A 22,588-nucleotide genomic window follows, 5' to 3' on the forward strand; every position below is an offset into this window, starting at 1 on the left:
CTGTCTTATATATCTGGCAGGCCCATTTCTCTGAACAACTTATTTGGCAGGGCTATGCACAACGCTGGCGATTGACTGACCCGCCATTGCTTGTGGCAGCTACCTACGGTCTGGGCGGCAAGGTCCTTACTTACACCCCTTATTCTGAGCTCGTTATAGCGCGTTCGTCCTTTCTTCCACTGTTTCCACAGCAGACTGCGCAGTCTCCTTCTTACCCAGCTCAGCAGGCTGCGCGTCAGCGACGGCAGCTCATTCAGACTGTAGTAGTTCCTCCATCCCGTCAGATACGACCTGAGCTCGCCGATGACCTGTTCCAGACTACGACCCCGGCTTCGCCCCGTTATTCCTTTCAGGCAGGATTTCGCCCGTCTCATCGATTCCGGAGCGATGAGAACCCACGCTCTCCCTTTGCCGGCGCTGATGCTGTAACCCAGAAACTTACGTTCGCCCGGTGGGGACACCGCGCTCTTCCGCTCGTTTACCTTCAGTTTCAGCTTCTTCTCCAGCCAGAGTGTGACGCTTTCCTTCACTCGTTTACCGGCTCTTTCACTTCTGACGTAGATATTGCTGTCGTCTGCGTAGCGGACATGCTTCAGACCTCGCTTTTCAAGCTCGCGATCCAGTTCATCCAGCAACACATTCGACAGCAGCGGCGACAGCGGACCACCCTGCGGTGTCCCTTCTGTCTGCGGGCTGACCAGACCTGCCTGCATAACTCCTGCATTCAGGAAGGCCCGGACTAGCTGTAGCACCCGCTTATCCTTTATCCGCTTTGCCACCCGGCTCATCAGCACATCGTGGTTTACCCGGTCAAAGAACTTTTCAAGATCAATGTCCACCACCCAGTGGCGGCCTTCTTCCACATACGTCTTTGCCCGCTTCACTGCCTGATGTGCTGACCTCCCGGGGCGGAACCCATAGCTGTTGTCGCTGAAGGTCGGATCCCACTGGCTTTGCAGCACCTGCATCACCGCCTGCTGGATGAACCTGTCCGTTACCGTCGGGATACCCAGTTGTCGGGTGCCTCCCCCGGGTTTCGGTATGTCCACCCTGCGGACTGGCTGAGGCTTATATCTGCCAGCCAGCAGACTGCTCCGAAGTTCCGGCCACTGACGTTTCAGATGCTCAGGAAGTTCGCTCACGCTTATTCCGTCCACACCCGGCGCGCCTTTGTTGGCTTTCACTCTCTTCAGCGCCTGTTTCAGATTTTCCTGGTTGAGGATAACCTCCATAAGGCTATCCCCGGACGACGGGCTTTCCCGTTCCTGCGGTGTCTGCGCGGTTTCAGCCCCTGACGGGGCAGGACTCGGGGCTTCACCCCTTCTGCTCTCATCGGGGTCGCATTGCGTTTTCTGCTGCATGACCGTTCAGAACCTCTGGTGGGATCCACCGCTCATTACTGTTCGGGCCTTCGGGTTTTCCCTACTATGCCCTCTGCTGACTTCTGCATAACGATCAGCGCATCTCACGATGCACTCAGTCCTGAATGCAGGACGCTATACAGACCTCCCGGGGTAAGTCCGACCGCCTTCACCACACACCTGCCTGATTTACTCATACGACCCTTGATGGCTATGGCCTTCGCGATCATATGCTCGCTCTGCCGATCGGATGAGCCTTGTATCAGGTTTCTGTTCGTCAGGTCATGGTTTTGCTCCATGCTTCCTTCAGACCCCACCTCACGATGACGCCCTTGCGTTTCGCTAGTCCTTCGCCACCATCAGGCTGGACAGGGGACTTTCACCCCCGAGCTGTCGGACATGCCCGGCACACATAAAAAAGGCAGCCATTCGGCTGCCTTAGTCTCCCCACATTACCACTTAGTTGCTGCGGATGTACTCATCCATTTCAGTTTTCAGGTTATCGGATTTAGTCCCGAAGATAGCCTGAACACCTGAACCTGCAACAACCACACCTGCAGCACCCAGTTTTTTCAGGCCAGCCTGATCAACTTTTGCTACGTCAGCAACGCTGACACGCAGACGGGTAATACATGCGTCGAGGTTAGTAATGTTTTCTTTACCACCGAAGGCGGCAATCAGTGCTGGCGCCATTTCGCTGGTCGCACCGACTTTGCTGTCTTCAGTCGAATCTTCACGGCCCGGCGTTTTCAGATCCAGTGCTTTAATCAGCACGCGGAAAACAACGTAGTAAACGATGGCGTAGCAGATACCGACGATTGGGAACAGCCACAGTTTGCTGCTGTTACCGGACAGAACGATGAAGTCGATCAGACCGTGCGAGAACGATGTGCCGTCACGCATACCCAGCAGGATACAGATCGGGAATGCCAGACCTGCAAGAATTGCGTGGATGATGTACAGGATCGGCGCAACGAACATGAAGGAGAACTCGATCGGCTCGGTGATACCGGTCAGGAACGAGGTCAGCGCTGCGGAGATCATGATACCGCCCACTTTCGCGCGGTTTTCCGGTTTAGCGGAGTGCCAGATAGCGATAGCGGCAGCCGGCAGACCGTACATTTTGAACAGGAAGCCGCCAGACAGTTTACCTGCAGTCGGGTCACCTGCCATGTAGCGCGGGATATCGCCGTGGAAGACCTGGCCTGCGGCGTTGGTGTATTCACCAATCTGCATCTGGAAAGGAACGTTCCAGATGTGGTGCAGACCAAACGGTACCAGGCAGCGTTCGATGAAGCCGTAGATACCGAATGCCACAACCGGGTTCTGATACGCAGCCCACTGAGAGAAGGTCTGAATAGCACTACCGATCGGTGGCCAAATGAAGGAGAGGATCACGCCGGTGAAAATAGCGGCCAGACCGGAGATAATCGGAACAAAACGCTTGCCCGCGAAGAAGCCCAGATACTCTGGCAGCTTGATGCGATAGAAGCGGTTGAACATGTAGGCTGCAATAGCACCAGAGATAATACCGCCAAGTACACCAGTATCTGCCAGGTGTTTGGCCGCAATTTCTTCAGCAGGTAAATGCAGAACCAGCGGTGCAACGACTGCCATGGTTTTCACCATGATGCCGTAAGCCACAACGGAAGCCAGCGCAGAAACGCCGTCGTTATTGGTGAAGCCAAGCGCCACACCGATAGCGAAGATCAACGGCATATTAGCGAAGACTGAACCGCCCGCTTCTGCCATGACGTGAGAAACAACGGCTGGCAGCCAGCTGAAGTTTGCGGAACCGACGCCCAGCAGGATACCTGCGATAGGCAGTACGGAAACCGGCAGCATCAGCGATTTACCGACCTTCTGCAGGTTAGCAAATGCATTCTTAAACATAATTGAGAGTGCTCCTGAGTATTTGGTACTTTTTTACGCTTTCACGCATTGGCCCGGGGGGAGAACCGTGCCGTGGACAGGACATCTAAGCGCCCTTTATTTATTACACAGAGTAAAATAATTACCGAAAAGATTGTTTGACGGCTATCACGTTTCAATCAGTCAGCGCTGAAAAATTTACACCATCTTACATAAGCTGTATCTGGATGTTGCAAAAAGCCATTCACCGCCTGTTTTGTGGCGGTGAACTTTACTCGCTTTGCGTATTAATTACGAGCCTTAAAATAATAGAAAGATCGACAGGTTACAGCCGGGAGGGGTCAATGTGGAACAGGCTGGCAAAGTTCTCTGTGGTCTGTTGTGCCAGCTGTTCGAGCGAAACGCCCTTCAGCACCGCCATGTACTCCGCAACGTCGCGTACCATGGCCGGCTGGTTCTCTTTGCCACGATGCGGAACCGGCGCCAGGTACGGCGAATCGGTTTCCACCAGCAGGCGATCGAGCGGCACATAGCGCGCAGCATCGCGTAGCTGCTCGGCATTACGGAACGTCACGATGCCGGAAAACGAGATATAGAAGCCCATATCCAGCAATTTACCCGCGGTCTCCCTGTCCTCAGTGAAACAGTGTAGTACGCCACCGCAATCCGTCACCTTTTCTTCCTGCAAAATAGCCAGGGTATCGGCACGGGCGTCACGGGTATGAACGATGACCGGTTTATTGAGGTCGCGGCCAATGCGAATATGGTCGCGGAAAGAGGCCTGCTGGCGGGGTTTTGTTTCCGGCGTGTAAAAATAATCCAGCCCGGTCTCGCCCATAGCGACAACGCCCTCTTCCGCCGCCAGCTGACGCAGTTCGTCGACGTCGTACTCCTCGTCCTGATTAAGCGGGTGAACGCCACAGGAGAAAACCACGTTGTCACGCGGCCCGACCAGCTCGCGCATGCCGCGGTAGCCCGGCAGGGTCGTGGCCACGGCGAGGAAAAACTTCACGTCACGCGCGGCGGCTTTTGCCAGCACATCGTCCACGTCTTTATGCAGCGTTTGATAATCCAGACCATCCAGATGGCAGTGGGAGTCGACTAAAAACATAATGTCTCGCTCAGAGGTGGGATACGGGCAGTACCGTCCCGGGTTGCAGGTAATGTTCCCAGCGCAGAAGGCGCTCGGTAAGCAGCAGTTCGCGGTTGACGCCGACGACGTTCAGCAGCCGATCGCGGCAGGTACTGACATCGCGCGCAATGGCCTGTAAACGAGCGGCAGGCAGCGTCCGGGCAAGTTGGTTGACCAGCGCCCAGGCATCAGGGTTGCTCACCTGGGTGATGCCCTGTTGCCGTTTTTGTGCATCCAGCAGCAGCGATGCCAGCCAGTGCAGACGAACTGCAGCCTGTTCGTGATTCAGGATAGACAGCAGTGACAGCCAGTCGCCGCTGGTTAAGACATTTTCCAGGGCGGCGATCAGCTGCTGGCGGGCAGCCCAGTGGCTCTCCTGCAGCAGATCCAGCGCGGCGGCAGGCGCATTGGCGCTCAGGCGCAGTGCCGAAAGCAGCGCCTCCTGCGGCAAGGACACCTCTCGCTCCAGCCACGCCAGCCCATAGGATTCCGCCGGCGGCATCAGGTGATACAGACGACAGCGGCTACGCAGCGTCGCCAGCAGGCGCGCAGGCTCCTGGCTGACCAGGAAAAACCAGGTATTCTCCGGCGGCTCTTCCAGGGTTTTTAACAAGGCGTTAGCCGCAGCATCGGTTAACTGCGCGGCGTCAGCGATCCACACCACCTTGGCGCCGCCCAGACGCGAGCGCTCATACAGCTTTTCGTTGACGTCACGCACGGCGTCGATCCCGAGGGCGCTTTTGCCCTTTTCCGGCGCGAGGGTATAGTAATCGGGGTGCGTGCCCGCCTGCATCAGCTGGCAGCTATGGCAATGTCCGCAGCTTTTGTTCCCTTCCGGCTGTCGGCACATCAGATAACGACACAGCGCGTAGATCAGCGCATCGCCTCCCATGCCAGGCAGTGCCTGAAGCAGTAACGCATGGTGACCCCGTCCAGCCTGATAGCTGGCGACTAATTGCTCAAATGACGGGCGTAACCACGGGTACCATTTCATGCGCGTTGCTCCGCCACCCACTGGCTGATGAGCGCGTGGATATCACGGGCGACAGCGTCCAGCGGCTGCGTGGCGTCAATGGTACGAATCGTCGGGTCCTGCGCCGCCAGCTCGAGATAACGCGCCCGGGTACGGTTGAAGAAATCCAGCGACTCCTGTTCAATACGGTCGAGGTCGCCGCGGGCACGTGCGCGTTTCAGCCCGACTTCCGGCGTCACATCCAGGTACAGCGTCAGGTTCGGACGGAAATCCCCCAGCACTGCGTCACGCAGAGTGGCGAGCATGGTCTGGTCAATACCACGACCACCGCCCTGATAGGCCTGGGTCGACAGGTCGTGACGGTCGCCAATCACCCACTGTCCGCTGGCCAGCGCTGGCTTAATCACCGTCTCCACCAGTTGTACGCGGGCGGCATAAAACATCAGCACTTCGGCTTTGTCATTAATGACTTCATCGCCGGTTGACTGGATATCCAGTACCAGGCTGCGCAGTTTTTCAGCGAGAATGGTCCCGCCCGGTTCCCGGGTAAACACCAGATCGCTGATGCCCGATTGTTGCAGCGCCTCCACGACCAGATTGCGTGCCGTGGTCTTTCCCGCGCCTTCCAGGCCCTCGATGACAATATAATTACTGCGCATTTTTTTCCTTAAGTACTTTCAGATAATCCTGTACCGAGCGGTTGTGGCTGGCCAGATTAGTATTAAACGTATGCCCGCCTTTGCCATCGGCAACAAAATAGAGATACGGCGACTTCGCCGGGTGGGCCGCAGCGTTCAGCGATGCCTCTCCCGGTGCGGCGATAGGCCCTGGCGGCATGCCGGCGATCACATAGGTATTGTAAGCCGTCGGCGTTTCAAGATCTTTGCGGCTCAGCTTGCCATTATAGCTCTCACCCATCCCGTAGATCACCGTCGGGTCGGTCTGCAACCGCATGCCAATCCGCAGACGGTTAATAAACACCGACGCCACGCGGTCGCGCTCTTCCGCAACCGCCGTCTCTTTCTCAATGATCGATGCCATCGTCAGCAGCTGATTCTGATCTTTGTACGGCAGATTATCCATCCGCCCTTCCCAGGCCTTATTGACCTGAGTAACCATTTTCTGATGCGCACGTTTGAGGATCGCGACATCGCTGGTATTGGCGGTATACATCCAGGTGTCCGGCCAGAACCAGCCTTCAACCCAGTCCGCATGTTCAAGATCCAGCGCTTTGGCGACCGTCGCGTAGCTGTCGTCGGCCAGCGTATGTTTGACATAAGGCGCATCGCGAAGCTGGCGCAGATAGTCGCTGACCCGCATCCCCTCGACGAAACGCAGCGGGAACTGCGCCTCTTTGCCGCTGCCCAACAGCTGCAGCATCTCGCGCACCGTCATGGATGGCGTGAGGCGGTAAGTACCGGCTTTAAAGTGGGATAGTTCAGGCTCCAGGCGCAGCAACCACTGGAATACGCGTGGTCGGTTAATCACCTTGTCGCTATAGAGCTGTTCCCCTAACGCCATGCGTCCGGTGCCGGCCTCCAGGGTGAAGATGGTCTCTTCTTTAATCAACAGCGTGCTGCTCGCCAGCTGGCGAACCTTCCAGATGCCCGCGCCAGCAGCGATGCCCAGCACCACCACCAACAACAGGATAAAACGTAACATTTTCTTCATGACTAACCAGACAGCTCACACAGTGGGGCTAAAAAATGATAAAGCTCTCGCGAGGACCAACATGTGTCGTCCCAGCGACGAACCGGTACCAGCGGCATCAGCGCGTTGCAAATCAGCACTTCGTCAGCCTCCCGCAACGCATCGGGCTCCGCTGTGACTTCGACAACGCGAAACGGAGATTGTGCCAGCTGCGCCATACAGTGTTGGCGCATAATGCCGTCGACTCCCGCCTGATCGAGGCGCGGTGTAAAAACCGTCGTCCCCTTGCGCCAGAACAGATTCGCGGCACAGCATTCCGTAAGCCACCCGTCGCTGTCAAGAACCAGCGCCTCATCGGCTTCCGTCTGCTCAAGATGAGACCGGATCAGCACCTGCTCCAGCCGGTTCAGGTGCTTTAGCCCGGCCAGCGCCGGGTTACGTCCCAGCCGAATCGGGCTAAGCGCCAGGGTAATGCCGGTCTCTTGCCAACGGGAATAGTGTGCCGGGTAAGGCGAAACGCTCAGAATACGCGTCGGCGCCTGACATGCCGTACCGCTATAGCCGCGACCGCCGGCACCACGGGTCAGAATGACTTTCAGCACGCCGCTTTGCTGCACACGAGCGAGTTGCTGCATTTCCGCTTCCAGCGTTTGCCATTGCGTGTAGGGGATCAGCAGTTTTTCGCAGGCCTGCTGTAAACGTCGCAGATGAGCGGGCAGCATGTGTACCTGATTCCCGACAATACGCGCGGTGGTAAAGCAGCCGTCGCCAAACTGTACGGCCCGGTCACTGGCGGCCAGGGTGTCCTGTTCAATGCCATTAATCAAGAACATAGCGGCTCCTTATCGATGGCCTGTCAGTGTCTCAGGATGAATGTCGTGGGACAAGCAGAGAAAGCTGAAGAAAAAAGAAGGCCTGCATAAAATGCAGGCCTGAGAGAAGTCAGCGGAGTAAGCGAGACGCTTAGACCTTTTTAAAGATCAGCGACCCGTTAGTCCCACCAAAACCGAAGGAGTTACACAGGGTGTATTCCATACCGGCAACCTGACGCGCTTCGTGTGGCACGAAGTCCAGATCACAACCGTCATCCGGATTATCCAGGTTGATGGTCGGCGGAACCACGCCATCGCGCAGCGCCAGAATGGAGTAGATAGATTCTACTGCCCCGGCGGCGCCCAGCAGGTGCCCGGTCATTGATTTAGTTGAGCTGACCATCACGCGGCTTGCTGCATCACCGAAGACAGACTTAACAGCCTGCGCTTCTGCTTTATCGCCAGCCGGCGTGGAAGTACCGTGTGCATTGACGTAAGCGATTTGACCCGCTTCAATTCCGGCATCGCGGATAGCGTTAACCATCGCCAGCGCGGCACCCGCGCCGTTCTCCGGCGGAGAGGTCATATGGTAAGCATCGCTGCTCATGCCAAAGCCGACGATTTCTGCGTAGATTTTCGCGCCGCGTTTTTTCGCGTGCTCGTACTCTTCCAGCACCACCATACCCGCGCCATCGCCCAGTACAAAACCGTCGCGATCTTTGTCCCACGGACGGCTCGCAGCCTGTGGGTTTTCGTTGTGGGTAGAGAGCGCACGTGCAGCACCAAAGCCACCCACGCCAAGCGGGGTACTGGCTTTTTCTGCACCACCGGCCACCATTGCGTCAGCATCGCCATACGCAATGATACGCGCGGCCTGACCAATGTTGTGTACGCCTGAAGTACAAGCTGTCGCGATAGAGATACTTGGTCCACGCAGACCAAACATGATGGTCAGATGCCCGGCCACCATGTTAACAATTGTAGACGGTACAAAGAACGGGCTAATCTTACGAGGGCCACCGTTCGTTAAAGAACTATGGTTTTCTTCGATCAGGCCGAGGCCGCCAATACCAGAACCAATAGCGGCACCGATGCGGGTTGCGTTCTCTTCCGTTACTTCAAGACCAGAATCCTGCATGGCCTGAACGCCAGCGACAATTCCATATTGAATGAAGGCATCCATCTTGCGCTGTTCTTTGCGCGAGATAATGTCATCACAGTTAAAATCCTTTACTAAGCCAGCAAATTTTGTTGCATAGGCGCTAGTATCGAAATGGTCGATCAGGCTGATGCCACTCTGACCGGCAAGGAGAGCTTTCCAGGTAGACTCTACGGTATTGCCGACAGGAGACAACATGCCCAGTCCGGTCACAACTACACGACGCTTAGACACGGTTGTCCTCCAGGGAGGGAAAATAGATTCTTGTGGGACAAAAAGATAAAACTCAGGCGGTCGAATGACCGCCTGGAGATGTTCACTTACGCCTGGTGACCGTTGATGTAATCAATGGCAGCCTGAACAGTGGTGATTTTCTCAGCTTCTTCGTCCGGAATCTCAGTATCAAACTCTTCTTCCAGAGCCATTACCAGCTCAACGGTGTCAAGAGAATCAGCGCCCAGGTCTTCAACGAAGGAAGCATTGTTGGTAACTTCTTCCTGCTTAACGCCCAGCTGTTCGCCGATAATTTTCTTAACGCGTTCTTCGATAGTGCTCATACTCTTAAATTTCCTATCAAAACTCGCTTTCGCGATGGTTTTCGTAGTGTATAAAATGTTGAAAAATTTGCAACTAAATCCCGGCAGGTCTTACCACGATTTTACGCTATTTTGAGGCCGTTTGCCCTCAGAACGCAAATCATTTTGCACAAAACAGTATGAGGGATCGCACAGACTGCGCGGTTCCTGAACGTTTTGTGCAAATCTCGGTCAGACCATGTACATTCCGCCGTTGACGTGCAGGGTTTCACCAGAGATGTAACCTGCTTCGTCAGAAGCTAAGAATGCAACCGCACTGGCGATTTCTTTTGCATCGCCGAGGCGACCCGCCGGAACTTGCGCCAGAATACCCGCACGCTGATCATCAGACAGCGCACGCGTCATGTCCGTTTCAATAAAGCCCGGAGCAACAACGTTAACCGTAATACCGCGGGACGCGACTTCACGTGCCAGCGATTTACTAAAACCAATCAGACCCGCTTTCGCCGCAGCGTAGTTGGCCTGACCAGCATTTCCCATGGTACCGACCACAGAACCGATAGTAATAATGCGGCCATGACGCTTTTTCATCATAGCGCGCATTACTGCTTTTGACAGACGGAAAACTGATGACAGGTTGGTTTCGATAATATCGTTCCACTCGTCATCTTTCATCCGCATTAACAGGTTATCACGAGTAATACCGGCATTGTTAACCAGGATATCAACTTCACCAAACTCTGCGCGAATATTTCCCAGAACAGATTCGATAGATGCTGGATCGGTCACATTCAACAACAGACCTTTACCATTAGCACCTAAATAATCGCTGATCGCCTGCGCACCGCTCTCGCTGGTGGCAGTACCAATCACTTTCGCGCCACGGGCGACGAGGGTCTCTGCGATTGCGCGGCCAATACCGCGACTTGCACCGGTAACCAGCGCGACTTTTCCTTCAAAACTCATGGTATTCCTCTTTTATTGCTCAAGCGCCGCAGACATCGCTGCAGGCTCGTTAAGCGCGGAAGCGGTCAGGGTGTCAACAATACGTTTAGTCAGACCGGTGAGGACTTTACCCGGACCGACTTCATACAGGTGCTCTACGCCCTGGGATGCCATAAACTCAACGGTTTTGGTCCACTGAACCGGGCTGTACAGCTGGCGAATCAAAGCGTCACGAATCGCATCAGGTGCCGTTTCACATTTCACATCAACGTTGTTCACAACGGCAATAACCGGTGCGTTGAAGGTGATTTTCTGCAGTTCAAGCGCCAGTTTCTCTGCCGCTGGTTTCATCAGCGCACAGTGGGAAGGCACGCTCACCGGCAGCGGCAGCGCACGTTTAGCGCCCGCCGCTTTACAGGCAGCGCCAGCACGCTCAACGGCTTCTTTGTTGCCGGCAATGACCACCTGACCCGGAGAGTTGAAGTTTACAGGAGAAACCACCTGCCCTTCAGCAGACTCTTCACAGGCTTTCGCAATGGACGCATCGTCAAGGCCGATAATGGCGGACATCGCGCCGGTGCCTTCCGGTACCGCTTCCTGCATGAATTTACCGCGCAGCTCAACCAGACGCACGGCATCAGCAAAATCAATCACCCCGGCGCAAACCAGCGCGGAGTATTCACCGAGGCTGTGACCAGCCAGCAGTGCCGGGGCTTTGCCGCCCTGCTGCTGCCAGGCACGATACAGCGCCACGGAAGCGGTCAACAGTGCAGGCTGAGTCTGCCAGGTTTTGTTCAGTTCTTCTGCCGGGCCCTGCTGAACCAGCGCCCACAGATCGTAGCCCAACGCCGCAGAGGCTTCGCGAAATGTCTCTTCAATAACCGGAGAGGTTGCTGCCATGTCAGACAACATACCGACGGTCTGAGAACCCTGTCCCGGGAACACAAAAGCAAATTGCGTCATGTCTAAATCCTTATACTAAAAACGAACCAGCGCGGAACCCCAGGTGAAACCGCCACCAAAGGCTTCCAGCAGAATCAGCTGACCACGTTGAATGCGGCCATCGCGTACCGCTTCATCCAGCGCACAAGGAACGGAAGCCGCAGAAGTGTTGCCGTGACGGTCAAGCGTCACAACCACATTATCGATCGACATTCCCAGTTTTTTCGCCGTCGCGCTGATGATGCGCAGGTTCGCCTGATGCGGCACCAGCCAGTCCAGCGCGGAGCGTTCGAGATTGTTCGCTGCCAGCGTCTCATCAACAATGCGCGCCAGCTCGGTCACTGCCACTTTAAATACTTCGTTGCCAGCCATGGTCAGATAGATCGGGTTTTCCGGATCCACGCGATCGGCGTTTGGCAGCGTCAACAGCTGGCCGTAACGACCATCTGCATGCAGATGAGTAGAGATAATGCCCGGCTCTTCAGACGCGCCCAGCACTACGGCACCCGCACCATCACCAAAGATGATGATCGTCCCGCGATCGGTTGGATCGCAGGTACGAGCCAGAACGTCAGCGCCAATCACCAGCGCATAATCGACTGACCCGTTTTTGACATATTGATCGGCAATGCTCAGCGCATAGGTAAACCCTGCGCAGGCTGCTGCAACGTCGAAGGCCGGGCAACCATTAATACCCAGCATAGACTGAATCTGACAGGCTGAACTTGGAAACGCGTGAGTCCCGGAGGTGGTCGCAACAATGATCAGACCAATTTGCTCCGGCGAAACGCCCGCCATCTCCAGCGCATTTTTTGCCGCTTCAAAACCCAGCGTAGCAACGGTTTCATTCGGTGCAGCAATACGACGTTCACGGATACCCGTACGGGTGACAATCCACTCGTCAGACGTATCTACCATTTTCTCCAGGTCGGCGTTAGTACGCACTTGCTCGGGCAGATAGCTGCCGGTACCAATAATCTTCGTATACATGTACGCTCAGTCACTCTAGGGTAATATACCCGCCTTGTTCGAACCGCTGGTGCGTCAGTCTTGCAGGCTCGTCCCGCTTTGCTGACGGGAGTTGCCGTTGCTGTCGCCCGTGGGCAGTTCAAAACCAGCTGGGTATAAAGATTCCAGGCGAGCGGCAATCCGCTGAGGAATCTGCCGCTGCACCGCCTGCACTGCCTGCTCTATCGCCACGCTGAAGGCGCGCTGATTGGCAGCACCATGACTCTTAATCACGGAACCGCGCAATCCTAACAGACAGGCGCCATTATACTGGTCGGGGTTGAGGTGACTGAATCGCCTGGCCAGGCTCTTTTGTAACCAACGCTTCAATAACAGCAGCCACCACGACCGTTTTTTGCCCTCACCCTGCGATTTCAGCAGCGAAAGGAACATTCTGACAACACCTTCCATAGTTTTTAATGTGACGTTGCCCGTGAATCCATCACAAACCAGTACATCGGTTTTGCCCGTCAATAATTCGTTAGCTTCAAGATAGCCGATATAGTTAAGTGACGGCAGCGTTTTCAACACTGCGGCAGCATCGCGGATGCTGCTGAGCCCTTTCATCTCTTCTTCGCCGATATTCAGCAGCGCGACGCGAGGATTCTCAATTCCGACCACTTCTTCTGCCAGCACCGCCCCCATCACTGCAAACTGCACCAGCATCGTGCTATCACAATCGACGTTGGCGCCTAAATCCAGCACCACCGTTTTGCCCTTCTGCTGATGCGGCAGAACCGTCACCAGCGCCGGACGCTCAATCCCCTCAATGGGCTTGAGTAATAATTTTGCCAATCCCATCAGCGCACCGGTATTCCCCGCGCTGACACAAGCTTGCGCCCGGCCTTCTTTTACTAACTCCAGCGCCACGCGCATTGAGCTTCCGCGACTGCTGCGGATCGCTTGTGCGGGCCGCGCATCACTAGCAATAACTGACTGCGCAGGGATGACCTGCAGTCGCGAACGTTGTTCGAAATCAGCTTTGGCAAGTAATGGCGTGATGGTGTCGGGATCGCCGACTAAAAGAAGTGTGAGTTGCGAATTAGAGTTCAGTGCCTGCAGTGCTGCAGGCACTGTCACGGTGGGGCCAAAATCGCCCCCCATGACATCTAACGCCAGGGTTAGACGTGTCAAGGTATCGTCGCTGCCCGCTTCGGTTATTCCCCAGTTGCCTGGGGATATCCTCGCTAAGCTTCATCACGCTTTTACTCTTTGTCTTTTACACAACAAGTCGCTTGCGCTTTCTTGTCACGAAAATCCATGGAGTAGTGCGTGATTACTTAGCGATGACCTTGCGACCGCGGTAGAAACCGTCGGCAGTGATGTGGTGACGCAGGTGTTTCTCACCAGAAGTTTTGTCTACAGACAGGCTGGTGACTGCGGTCAGAGCGTCATGGGAACGACGCATGCCACGTTTGGAACGGGTTGGTTTATTCTGTTGTACGGCCATGGACCTTACTCCTCAATTACTTATGCTTTAAGCTGGCTAATACGGCAAATGGATTTGGTTTTTGTGCCTCTTCAGGCAGTTCACCAAACACCATGTCCGCGTCGGACACTTCACAGTGTTCAGAATCATGCACCGGAACTACAGGCAAGGAGAGAATGATTTCATCCTCGACCATCGCTTGCAGGTCGATTTCACCGAATTCGTTAACCTCAATCGGCTCATACGCTTCCGGGAGTGCCTCAGCCTGCTCATCATTTTTGATCGGGCTGAAACAATACGTTATGTGGACATGACGGGGGAACGGTTTCCCGCAACGCTGACATTCGAGGGTTACTGACACCTTTGCATCACCGGTAATAACGGCAAGGCGCTGATTATCAATAGCGAACGACATGCTGCATTCCACATCGCTGTCCACGCTGACTACAGAATCGGCTACACGTTCAACCTGATCACGGGCATAAATACCTTCGTAATCGAGGCGTTTTTGAGCCGTGCGGACCGGATCAAGAGTCAGGGGTAATTTTACCTTTTGCATAGGGCGCGCATATTAACTTTGTAATGTCATAGAGTCAAAGAAAAAGGCAGCCTCAGGTTGCCTTTCGCCATTTATTCGCACACATTGCGGCCCATAGTTTAAAATGATGCTCTTCGAAGCGCTATATGTGGATGAAAAAATATGTCTGAGATTATCCTGGCGTCGACATCGCCCTGGCGACGCATGCTGATGGAAAAGCTGGCGATGCCGTTTGACTGCGCGGCGCCTGATGTCGATGAAACCCCACATCCCGGCGAACCTGCTCGCCAGCTGGTGGTTCGTCTGGCACAGGCGAAAGCCCAGGCTCTGGCCGCACGTTACCCGAATCACTTAATTATAGGCTCTGACCAGGTCTGCGTTCTGGACGGTGAGATCACCGGCAAACCCCACACCGAGGAGAATGCCAGACGCCAGCTGCGTGCCGCGAGCGGGACGATTGTTACCTTCTATACCGGGCTGGCACTCTATAATTCAGCGAACGGTCATTTACAGACCGAGTGTGAACCCTTTGATGTCCATTTTCGCCATTTAAGCGATCAGGAGATCGACCATTACGTCCGCAAAGAGAACCCGCTGCACTGTGCCGGAAGTTTTAAAAGTGAAGGACTCGGTATTACGCTGTTTGAACGCCTTGAGGGGCGCGATCCCAATACCCTCGTGGGCCTGCCGCTGATTGCGCTGTGCCAGATGCTGCGTCGGGAAGGCTGTAACCCGCTGTTAAGCTAGTCCCTCCCTTTTTCGGGCCGGAGTCGCCGCTCTGGCCCTGCTGCCGGTCATCACTTTTTCGTCATAGCTTTTTCAGCGCGCTGCCAGTACTCTCCATTTATTCCCCCTTTGCCGACCAAAACTCATCGTGGACTCACTTTCAGCAAAACCTGCCGCCGCCAGGATGTGGCTACCTATTGCGCTCGCCAGCCTGATATTGCTCATCACCATGGGCATTCGTCAGACCGTCGGCCTGTTCGTCCATCCGCTGATGGGCGAAACCACCATGAATATCGCCGAAATCAGTATGGCGCTGGCGATTGGTCAACTGATGTGGGGCGCATTTCAGCCGCTGTTTGGCGCCTGGGCCGACAAACGCGGCGCGCTGGGTGTGTTGGTGATCGGCGCTCTGCTGATAGCCCTCGGGCAGCTGGCGACGCTGTGGGCGACCTCCTTCTCCTCGCTGACCCTGGCCCAGGGCCTGCTCAGCCCGGCGGGTGCGGCCGCAGGCAGCTTTTCCGTCCTGATCGGTATCGTCGCCGGGCGTTTGCCGACCGATAAAGGTTCGATGGCCAGCGGGCTGATTAACGCCGGCGGCTCTATGGGGCAATTTATTTTTGCGCCGCTGGTGCAGCTGATCGTCAGCCTGCGCGGCATGGCTTCCGGGCTGATCTTTCTGGCGATGGCGGCGCTGGCGACGCTGTTCCCCTCGTGGTTGCTGTGCCGGGATAGCGTGAAAAAGGCCGATACCTCATACGCCAGCGTACCTGAACCAGGGCTGAAGCAGCAGATCCATGCGGCGTTTCGCAATCGTAGCTACCTGCTGTTGCATACCGGATTTCTCACCTGCGGCTTCCATGTAGCCTTTTTGACTACCCATCTCCCAGGTGAAGTCACGCTGTGTGGGCACGAAGCCTCGGTCTCGGCGGTCAGCCTGTCGCTGATTGGTCTATGTAATATTGCCGGCAGTATCTTCGCGGGCTATCTCGGCAAGCATTTTCCGATGAAATATATCCTCGCCGTGCTGTATGCCTCACGTGCGGTGCTGATTGGTCTGTTCCTGGTTTCCGACAAAAGCGTACTCGACTTTTATATTTTCGCCGCGGCGATTGGCTTTACCTGGCTTGCGACCGTGCCGCCGACCGCCGGGATCATCGGGAAGCTGTTCGGCACGCGCTATCTGGCGACCCTGTTTGGCTTCACCCTGTTCAGCCATCAGATTGGCGCTTTTTTCGGTGCCTGGCTTGGCGGACTGGCGATGGAGCACAACGGTAATCTGGATTGGGTATGGTATGCGGATATCGCTCTGGCCCTGCTGGCGGCGCTGGTGAACTTACCGATTAAAGAAAAGAGCGTCGCCGTTAGTCTTAACGAAACGACGCCGTAGCCTGCAGCGGCGGACCGACGGCCCGCCGGGAGAATTACTTGGTTTTACGCAGCACCTGCAGACAGCGCTTGAGCTGGCCATCAAGCGGGGCCTCGACGCGCATTTCCTCGCCCGTTCCCGGATGGGTAAATTTCAGCGCGGCGGCGTGCAGGAACAGACGGTTGAGGCCGGTACCCGCTAACTGCTTATCGAACTCACGGTCACCATAGCGATCGTCAAAGGCGATCGGGTGGCCCGCGTACTGCGTATGCACACGGATCTGGTGGGTACGCCCGGTCACCGGGCTACAGCGTACCAGCGTCGCATGGGTATAGCGCTCTTCAATCTTAAAGCGGGTCTCTGACGGCTTACCTTCCTGGCTGACGCGGACAATACGTTCACCGCTTTGCAGGATATTTTTCAGCAGCGGCGCCTGCACCACTTTGGTGTGCGACTGCCACTCCCCGCGCACCAGCGCCAGGTAATCTTTTTGCATGCCTTTTTCGCGCAGCTGTTCATGCAGCGAACGCAGTGCAGAACGTTTCTTCGCCACCAGCAGCACGCCGGAGGTATCACGGTCAAGGCGATGCACCAGTTCAAGGAAGCGCGCTTCCGGGCGCAGGGCTCGCAGGCCTTCAATCACGCCGAAGCTCAGACCGCTGCCGCCGTGTACCGCGGTTCCGGAGGGCTTATTGAGCACCAGAATATGGTCATCTTCATACAGAATCACGTCCGCCAGCGCGGCGACCTTCTGCAGATGCGGAGAGATCGCTTCATCTTCACGCTCGGCGACCCGAACCGGTGGGACCCGAACCTCGTCGCCCGCTTCCAGTTTGTATTCCGGCTTAACGCGTTTTTTATTCACCCGCACCTCGCCTTTACGCAAGATGCGATAAATCATGCTCTTCGGTACGCCCTTCAGCTGCGTACGCAAAAAGTTATCGATACGTTGCCCCGCTTCATCGGCGGTAATGGCAATCATTTTTACGCTTGGAGTCTCAGTTTTCATGGTGCGCGATTCTAAATAGCCCGACGCATTAGCGCCACTCATTTTTATATGCTTATATTTATCATTATCCGGTTTCGAGTGGATGCTTCATCGTCGTTTTGTTTGTTATTAGAACAATCTCAATGAGCTGGTGAAAAAACTGTGAGTAACCGGGTGATAAAAGGTAAAAGTCAACTTGCTATAACAAGCTTAGCAATGGAATAATGATGCTGTTTTCCGTGTTGAATCTTGTTAGAACAAGAAATTAGCGGAATGACCAATTTTGTCTGACCGATCATCCACGCAGCAATGGCGTAAGACGTATTGATCTTTCAGACAGTTAGCGGGCTGCGGGTTGCAGTCCTTACCGGTACAGGCCTCTATGGATTTCACGTCGCAGGAAGGCGTCGACTCCGGGTATTCCCGGGTGCTCTTCTCAGTCCACTGATTGAGATAAGCGGGTTAAGCCACTACCTCTGCAACGTGAAAGACGACGAGATATACGCAACGTAATTCAGGATGCGTCAAGGCGGCGAAAGAAGAGAAACCCCGATACTGACCTCGTCAGTGGCAGGGGTGAACGAGCATAGCCGACGCAGAAGCAACCTGAAAAGTGACGCGTATAAATGGAATCTTCTCTGGTGATACATCCCAGGCTGTTCCCCTGCTAATTGCGCTGTGTTTCCGTTTGAAATACAGGCGACCGACACTCTGCGCCTCTTAAGCGCGCGACAACCGTGAGGTTGGCGACGTGAAACAGACACGAGGCCATCGGTTTTCCCCGGCAAGGCAATACTCTGCCCGCAGCTTAGTCGTCAATGTAAGAATAATGAGTAAGTTACGATGAAAAGAATGTTAATCAACGCAACTCAGCAGGAAGAGTTGCGCGTCGCCCTTGTTGATGGGCAGCGCCTGTACGACCTGGATATCGAAAGCCCCGGGCACGAACAGAAAAAAGCGAACATCTACAAAGGCAAAATTACCCGTATTGAACCTAGCCTTGAAGCGGCATTTGTCGATTACGGTGCCGAGCGTCATGGTTTCCTCCCCCTCAAAGAAATCGCCCGCGAATACTTCCCTGCCAATTACAATTCTCATGGTCGTCCGAACATAAAGGATGTGCTGCGTGAAGGTCAGGAAGTCATTGTTCAGATAGATAAAGAAGAACGTGGCAACAAAGGTGCTGCGCTCACTACCTTTATCAGCCTGGCGGGAAGCTATCTGGTTCTGATGCCGAATAACCCACGCGCTGGCGGTATCTCACGCCGTATCGAGGGTGATGACCGTACTGAACTGAAAGAAGCGCTGGCCAGCCTTGAGCTGCCAGACGGGATGGGGCTTATCGTACGTACCGCAGGCGTCGGCAAATCAGCCGAAGCCCTGCAGTGGGACCTGAGCTTCCGCCTGAAACACTGGGAAGCTATCCAGAAAGCCGCAGAAAGCCGCCCGGCGCCGTTCCTGATCCACCAGGAAAGCAACGTCATCGTGCGCGCATTCCGTGACTACCTGCGCCAGGACATCGGCGAAATCCTGATCGATAACCCGAAAGTGCTTGAGCTGGCTCGCCAGCACATTGCCGCGCTGGGTCGTCCGGATTTCAGCAGCAAAATTAAACTGTACACCGGTGAAATCCCGCTGTTCAGCCATTACCAGATCGAATCGCAGATCGAATCCGCTTTCCAGCGTGAAGTGCGCCTGCCTTCCGGCGGCTCTATCGTTATCGACAGCACCGAAGCATTGACCGCTATCGATATCAACTCCGCTCGCGCAACCCGCGGCGGCGACATCGAAGAGACAGCGTTTAACACCAACCTGGAAGCGGCCGATGAGATTGCCCGTCAGCTGCGTCTGCGTGACCTTGGCGGTCTGATCGTTATCGACTTTATCGACATGACCCCGGTTCGCCACCAGCGTGCGGTTGAAAATCGTCTGCGCGAAGCCGTCCGCCAGGACCGTGCACGCATTCAGATCAGCCACATTTCCCGCTTCGGTCTGCTGGAGATGTCACGTCAGCGTCTGAGCCCGTCACTGGGTGAATCCAGCCACCACGTCTGCCCGCGCTGTAGCGGTACCGGTACCGTGCGTGACAACGAATCGCTGTCGCTCTCTATCCTGCGTCTGATTGAAGAAGAAGCGCTGAAAGAGAATACCCAGGAAGTTCACGCTATCGTGCCGGTGCCGATTGCGTCCTACCTGCTGAACGAAAAGCGTGCCGCTGTGAGCGCCATCGAAACCCGTCAGGGCGACGTTCGCGTGATCATCGTGCCGAACGATCAGATGGAAACGCCGCACTACTCTGTTCTACGCGTCCGTAAAGGCGAAGAGACCTCAACCCTGAGCTATCTGCTGCCGAAACTGCACGAAGAAGAGATGGCGTTGCCAGCCGATGAAGAACCGGCAGAGCGTAAACGTCCTGAGCAACCGGCCCTGGCGACCTTCGTGATGCCAGACGTCCCGCCAGCGCCAGAACCAGCAGCGCCTGTTGATGCTCCGGTTGCTGCAAAAGCTGCCGCCGCGTCTGCTACCGTTGCCGCACCAGCTCAGCCTGGCCTGCTCTCGCGTTTCTTCGGCGCCCTGAAAAACATCTTCTCCGGCGCGGAAGAAGCCAAACCGGCTGAACCGCAGCAGGTTGAGAAGAAAGCTGAAGAGAAACCAGAACGTCAGCAGGAACGCCGTAAACCGCGTTCCAACAACCGCCGCGATCGCAACGATCGTCGTGATAACCGCGATAATCGTGACAACCGCGATAACCGTGACAACCGCGCAGAAAATGGCGAAGGTCGTGAGCCGCGTGAATCCCGCGAGGAAAACCGCCGTAACCGTCGCGAGAAACCGCAGCAGAACGTCGAGCAGCGTGAATCTCGTGTAGCGACGGCCGACGATGCTGATAAAGGCAAAACCCGCGATGAGCAGCAACCGCGTCGCGAGCGTAACCGTCGTCGTAACGACGATAAGCGTCAGGTATCCCAGGAAGCGAAAGCGCAAACCCGTGACGAGCCGGTTGTTCAGCCGGAAACCGAGCAGGAAGAGCGTGTTCAGACCCTGTCGCGTCGTAAACCGCGTCAGTTAGCCCAGAAGGTTCGCATCGAGTCAGCTGCGGCTGAAACGGTTGAACAGGTTGTTGAAACCGCTGCCGTTGCCCAACCGGAAGTCGCTGCTCCGCGCACCGCTCTGGCGAAAGTCGACCTGCCAGCCGTTGTCGAAAACCACGCTGAGCATGACGATAGCAACGAAGCACGTGAATCCAACGGGATGCCGCGCCGCTCACGTCGTTCGCCGCGCCATCTGCGCGTCAGCGGCCAGCGTCGTCGTCGTTACCGCGATGAGCGTTACCCGACCCAGTCAGCCATGCCGCTGACGGTTGCCTGCTCATCCCCGGAAATGGCTTCAGGTAAAGTGTGGATCCGCTACCCGGTGGTTCGTCCGCAGGATCAGCAGGAAGAGCAGCAGGTTGCTGAAGTCGTTGCTGAGGCTATTGCCCCTGTCGCAGCCGCCACGGTTGTTGAACCAGCTCCGGTTGTTGAAGCAGCCCCAGTTGTTGAAGCAACTCCGGTTGTCGAAACAGCCCCGGTTGTCGAAACAGCCCCGGTTGTCGAAACAGCCCCGGTTGTTGAAGCAGCTCCGGTTGTTGAAGCAACTCCAGTTGTCGAAGCAGCTCCGGTTGTCGAAGCAGCCCCGGTTGTTGAAGAAGCTCCGGTTGTCGAAGCCGCTCCGGTTGTCGAAGCAGCTCCGGTTGTTGAAGCCGCTCCGGTTGTCGAAGCCGCTCCGGTTGTTGAAGCAGCCCCGGTTGTTGAAGCAGCCCCGGTTGTTGAAGCCCCCCCGGTTGTTAAAGCCGCGCCGGTCGCCTCCGTGGCGAGCGTTGCCAACCACCATGCTACGGCACCGATGACCCGCGCACCGGCTCCGGCGTATGAGCCAGAAGCACCGCGTCACAGCGACTGGGTTCGCCCGTCCTTTGACTTCGGTGGCAAAGGTGCCGCAGGCGGTCACAGCGCGACCCACCAGGCAACGGCGGAACCAACCCGTCCACAGCCTGTCGAGTAAGCGCGACATCACCTGTAAAACCGGCCTTCGGGCCGGTTTTTTTTTGCGCCTACCCTACAGGCTATTTTATTTACCATTATTCTCCTTCTGGCCGTTTCATCCCGGCCACCTGCGGCATCACCTCCCGCATCAGATCGAGAAATTTCCGCAGGCGGGTTGGATAATAACGTGCCCAAGGATAGACCAGATGTACCGGCAGTGAAGCCGCCCGCCACGAGGCAAACGGCTCAACCAGCCGCCCGGCGGCAATATCCTCGGCCACCGCCCAGCTAGACACGATTGCCACCCCCAACCCCGCCAGCGCGGTATTGCGCGCCACGTACACGCTATCGGTACTCAGACAGGGGACAATGCCAAACGTCAGTTCCTGGCCATCCTCCTGCTGCAGCTTCACTTCATGCTGGTAGAACGTGCTGATAGCAACCCACGGCAGCTGTGACAGATCCTCGGGCCGGGTTAATGCCGGATAACGCGCCAGCAGCGCGGGCGAAACCACCAGACTGCGCGGGACTTCTGCTAACAACACCGACACCGTCGCCGGGTCAACTTCCGCGCCCACGCGAATCGCGCAATCGATATTGTCACTGAGGAAGTCGACGGTTTTGTCGTTGAGCATCCACTCCACCGCCAGCTGCGGATAACGTTGCAAAAAGCTGACCAACGGATCTAATAGCTGCTGCTGGCCGAAGGCATGAGGCGCTCGCACCCGCAAGATGCCCACCGGCCGGTCGTCCGCAATACTCAAATCATCTTCCAGAGCCAGCCACGCATCCATCACCTGCCGCGCGTGCTGGTAGCAACGCTCGCCATCTTCGGTCAGTTTCATCGCATGGGTGGTGCGCAGGATCAGCTTGCTGCCGAGCATCCCTTCCAGCGACTGCAGGCGGCGGCTCACCGTCGCCTGAGTCGTCTCCAACAGTAGCGCCGCTGCGGAAAGCGAACCAGCCTCAACAATGCGAATAAAGGTCCGCATCAGTTCAATCCGATCTATACGCTCCGACTTTTTCATCGTCTTTTCTCTATACGTTCTACGTATAACCGTTTTACCACCACGCTATCTACCGCGCCAGCCGTATTCAGGGAACAATAGCGCCATCTCATCTACGA

Annotated in this window: 19 protein-coding genes and 1 pseudogene; 3 read left to right on the forward strand and 17 right to left on the reverse strand. The window is 55.9% G+C overall.

Translation table 11 applies throughout. From position 1 onward, the window contains the following. Nucleotides 1-5 precede the first annotated feature (5 nt). The 15 genes from ltrA to yceD form a co-directional block, all read right to left on the reverse strand. A complete protein-coding gene (gene ltrA, locus HF679_RS09115) occupies nucleotides 6-1,232 on the reverse strand; it encodes a group II intron reverse transcriptase/maturase (RefSeq protein ID WP_261803000.1) in 1,227 nt (408 codons plus the stop codon). A gap of 588 nt (nucleotides 1,233-1,820) precedes the next feature. After that, a complete protein-coding gene (ptsG, locus tag HF679_RS09120; RefSeq protein WP_123753827.1) occupies nucleotides 1,821-3,254 on the reverse strand; it encodes a PTS glucose transporter subunit IIBC in 1,434 nt (477 codons plus the stop codon). 304 nt (nucleotides 3,255-3,558) lie between these two features. Further along, nucleotides 3,559-4,344: a metal-dependent hydrolase gene (locus HF679_RS09125; protein ID WP_187042901.1), complete on the reverse strand. Its 786-nt coding sequence runs from the start codon at nucleotides 4,342-4,344 to the stop codon at nucleotides 3,559-3,561. 10 nt (nucleotides 4,345-4,354) lie between these two features. After that, the gene (holB, locus tag HF679_RS09130) at nucleotides 4,355-5,359 is read right to left on the reverse strand and encodes a DNA polymerase III subunit delta' (RefSeq protein WP_123753825.1); all 1,005 of its coding nucleotides are present in this window, start codon (nucleotides 5,357-5,359) and stop codon (nucleotides 4,355-4,357) included. Continuing rightward, nucleotides 5,356-5,997, reverse strand: coding sequence for a dTMP kinase (tmk, locus tag HF679_RS09135; protein ID WP_187042902.1), 642 nt, complete (start codon nucleotides 5,995-5,997; stop codon nucleotides 5,356-5,358). Before tmk ends, holB begins: the two co-directional genes overlap by 4 nt. Further along, the gene (gene yceG, locus HF679_RS09140) at nucleotides 5,987-7,009 is read right to left on the reverse strand and encodes a cell division protein YceG (RefSeq protein ID WP_187042903.1); all 1,023 of its coding nucleotides are present in this window, start codon (nucleotides 7,007-7,009) and stop codon (nucleotides 5,987-5,989) included. The genes tmk and yceG overlap by 11 nt, the downstream gene beginning before the upstream one ends. 2 nt (nucleotides 7,010-7,011) lie before the next feature. Continuing rightward, complete coding sequence (gene pabC, locus HF679_RS09145; RefSeq protein WP_187042904.1) at nucleotides 7,012-7,821, reverse strand: aminodeoxychorismate lyase; 810 nt, start codon at nucleotides 7,819-7,821, stop codon at nucleotides 7,012-7,014. A gap of 130 nt (nucleotides 7,822-7,951) precedes the next feature. Further along, nucleotides 7,952-9,193 (reverse strand): beta-ketoacyl-ACP synthase II, encoded by a 1,242-nt coding sequence (fabF, locus tag HF679_RS09150; RefSeq protein ID WP_123753821.1) that lies wholly within the window; start codon nucleotides 9,191-9,193, stop codon nucleotides 7,952-7,954. An 86-nt stretch (nucleotides 9,194-9,279) separates the two neighbouring features. Beyond that, a complete protein-coding gene (gene acpP, locus HF679_RS09155; RefSeq protein ID WP_000103754.1) occupies nucleotides 9,280-9,516 on the reverse strand; it encodes an acyl carrier protein in 237 nt (78 codons plus the stop codon). Nucleotides 9,517-9,726: 210 nt separating this feature from the next. Further along, nucleotides 9,727-10,461, reverse strand: coding sequence for a 3-oxoacyl-ACP reductase FabG (gene fabG / locus HF679_RS09160; protein WP_123753820.1), 735 nt, complete (start codon nucleotides 10,459-10,461; stop codon nucleotides 9,727-9,729). Nucleotides 10,462-10,473: 12 nt separating this feature from the next. Then, nucleotides 10,474-11,403, reverse strand: coding sequence for an ACP S-malonyltransferase (gene fabD, locus HF679_RS09165; protein WP_123753819.1), 930 nt, complete (start codon nucleotides 11,401-11,403; stop codon nucleotides 10,474-10,476). A 15-nt stretch (nucleotides 11,404-11,418) separates the two neighbouring features. Further along, on the reverse strand, nucleotides 11,419-12,372 hold the full coding sequence (locus HF679_RS09170; protein WP_123753818.1) for a beta-ketoacyl-ACP synthase III: 954 nt from the start codon (nucleotides 12,370-12,372) through the stop codon (nucleotides 11,419-11,421). A 54-nt stretch (nucleotides 12,373-12,426) separates the two neighbouring features. Beyond that, nucleotides 12,427-13,524: a phosphate acyltransferase PlsX gene (gene plsX, locus HF679_RS09175; protein ID WP_123753817.1), complete on the reverse strand. Its 1,098-nt coding sequence runs from the start codon at nucleotides 13,522-13,524 to the stop codon at nucleotides 12,427-12,429. Between the two features lie 142 nt (nucleotides 13,525-13,666). Continuing rightward, nucleotides 13,667-13,840: a 50S ribosomal protein L32 gene (gene rpmF, locus HF679_RS09180; RefSeq protein ID WP_000290724.1), complete on the reverse strand. Its 174-nt coding sequence runs from the start codon at nucleotides 13,838-13,840 to the stop codon at nucleotides 13,667-13,669. 16 nt (nucleotides 13,841-13,856) lie between these two features. Continuing rightward, entirely contained in the window at nucleotides 13,857-14,378 is a 522-nt protein-coding gene (yceD, locus tag HF679_RS09185) for a 23S rRNA accumulation protein YceD (protein ID WP_123753816.1), read from the reverse strand. 141 nt (nucleotides 14,379-14,519) lie between these two features. Between yceD and HF679_RS09190 the strand changes: the two genes are divergently transcribed. Then, the gene (locus HF679_RS09190; protein WP_123753815.1) at nucleotides 14,520-15,104 is read left to right on the forward strand and encodes a Maf family protein; all 585 of its coding nucleotides are present in this window, start codon (nucleotides 14,520-14,522) and stop codon (nucleotides 15,102-15,104) included. Between the two features lie 163 nt (nucleotides 15,105-15,267). Continuing rightward, nucleotides 15,268-16,470 carry an MFS transporter gene (locus tag HF679_RS09195; protein ID WP_123753814.1) on the forward strand — a complete coding sequence of 401 codons (1,203 nt, stop codon included), beginning with the start codon at nucleotides 15,268-15,270 and terminating at the stop codon, nucleotides 16,468-16,470. A gap of 34 nt (nucleotides 16,471-16,504) precedes the next feature. Here the strand turns inward: HF679_RS09195 and rluC are convergent, their stop codons facing one another. Beyond that, the gene (gene rluC / locus HF679_RS09200) at nucleotides 16,505-17,458 is read right to left on the reverse strand and encodes a 23S rRNA pseudouridine(955/2504/2580) synthase RluC (protein WP_187042905.1); all 954 of its coding nucleotides are present in this window, start codon (nucleotides 17,456-17,458) and stop codon (nucleotides 16,505-16,507) included. An 822-nt stretch (nucleotides 17,459-18,280) separates the two neighbouring features. Here rluC and rne point away from each other — a divergent pair. Next, entirely contained in the window at nucleotides 18,281-21,481 is a 3,201-nt protein-coding gene (rne, locus tag HF679_RS09205; RefSeq protein WP_187042906.1) for a ribonuclease E, read from the forward strand. A 76-nt stretch (nucleotides 21,482-21,557) separates the two neighbouring features. Here the strand turns inward: rne and HF679_RS09210 are convergent. Then, a pseudogene (locus tag HF679_RS09210) lies at nucleotides 21,558-22,582 on the reverse strand (LysR family transcriptional regulator). Nucleotides 22,583-22,588 lie beyond the last annotated feature (6 nt).

Source organism: Enterobacter sp. JUb54 (genome assembly GCF_014298075.1).
Classification (GTDB): domain Bacteria; phylum Pseudomonadota; class Gammaproteobacteria; order Enterobacterales; family Enterobacteriaceae; genus Klebsiella; species Klebsiella lignicola.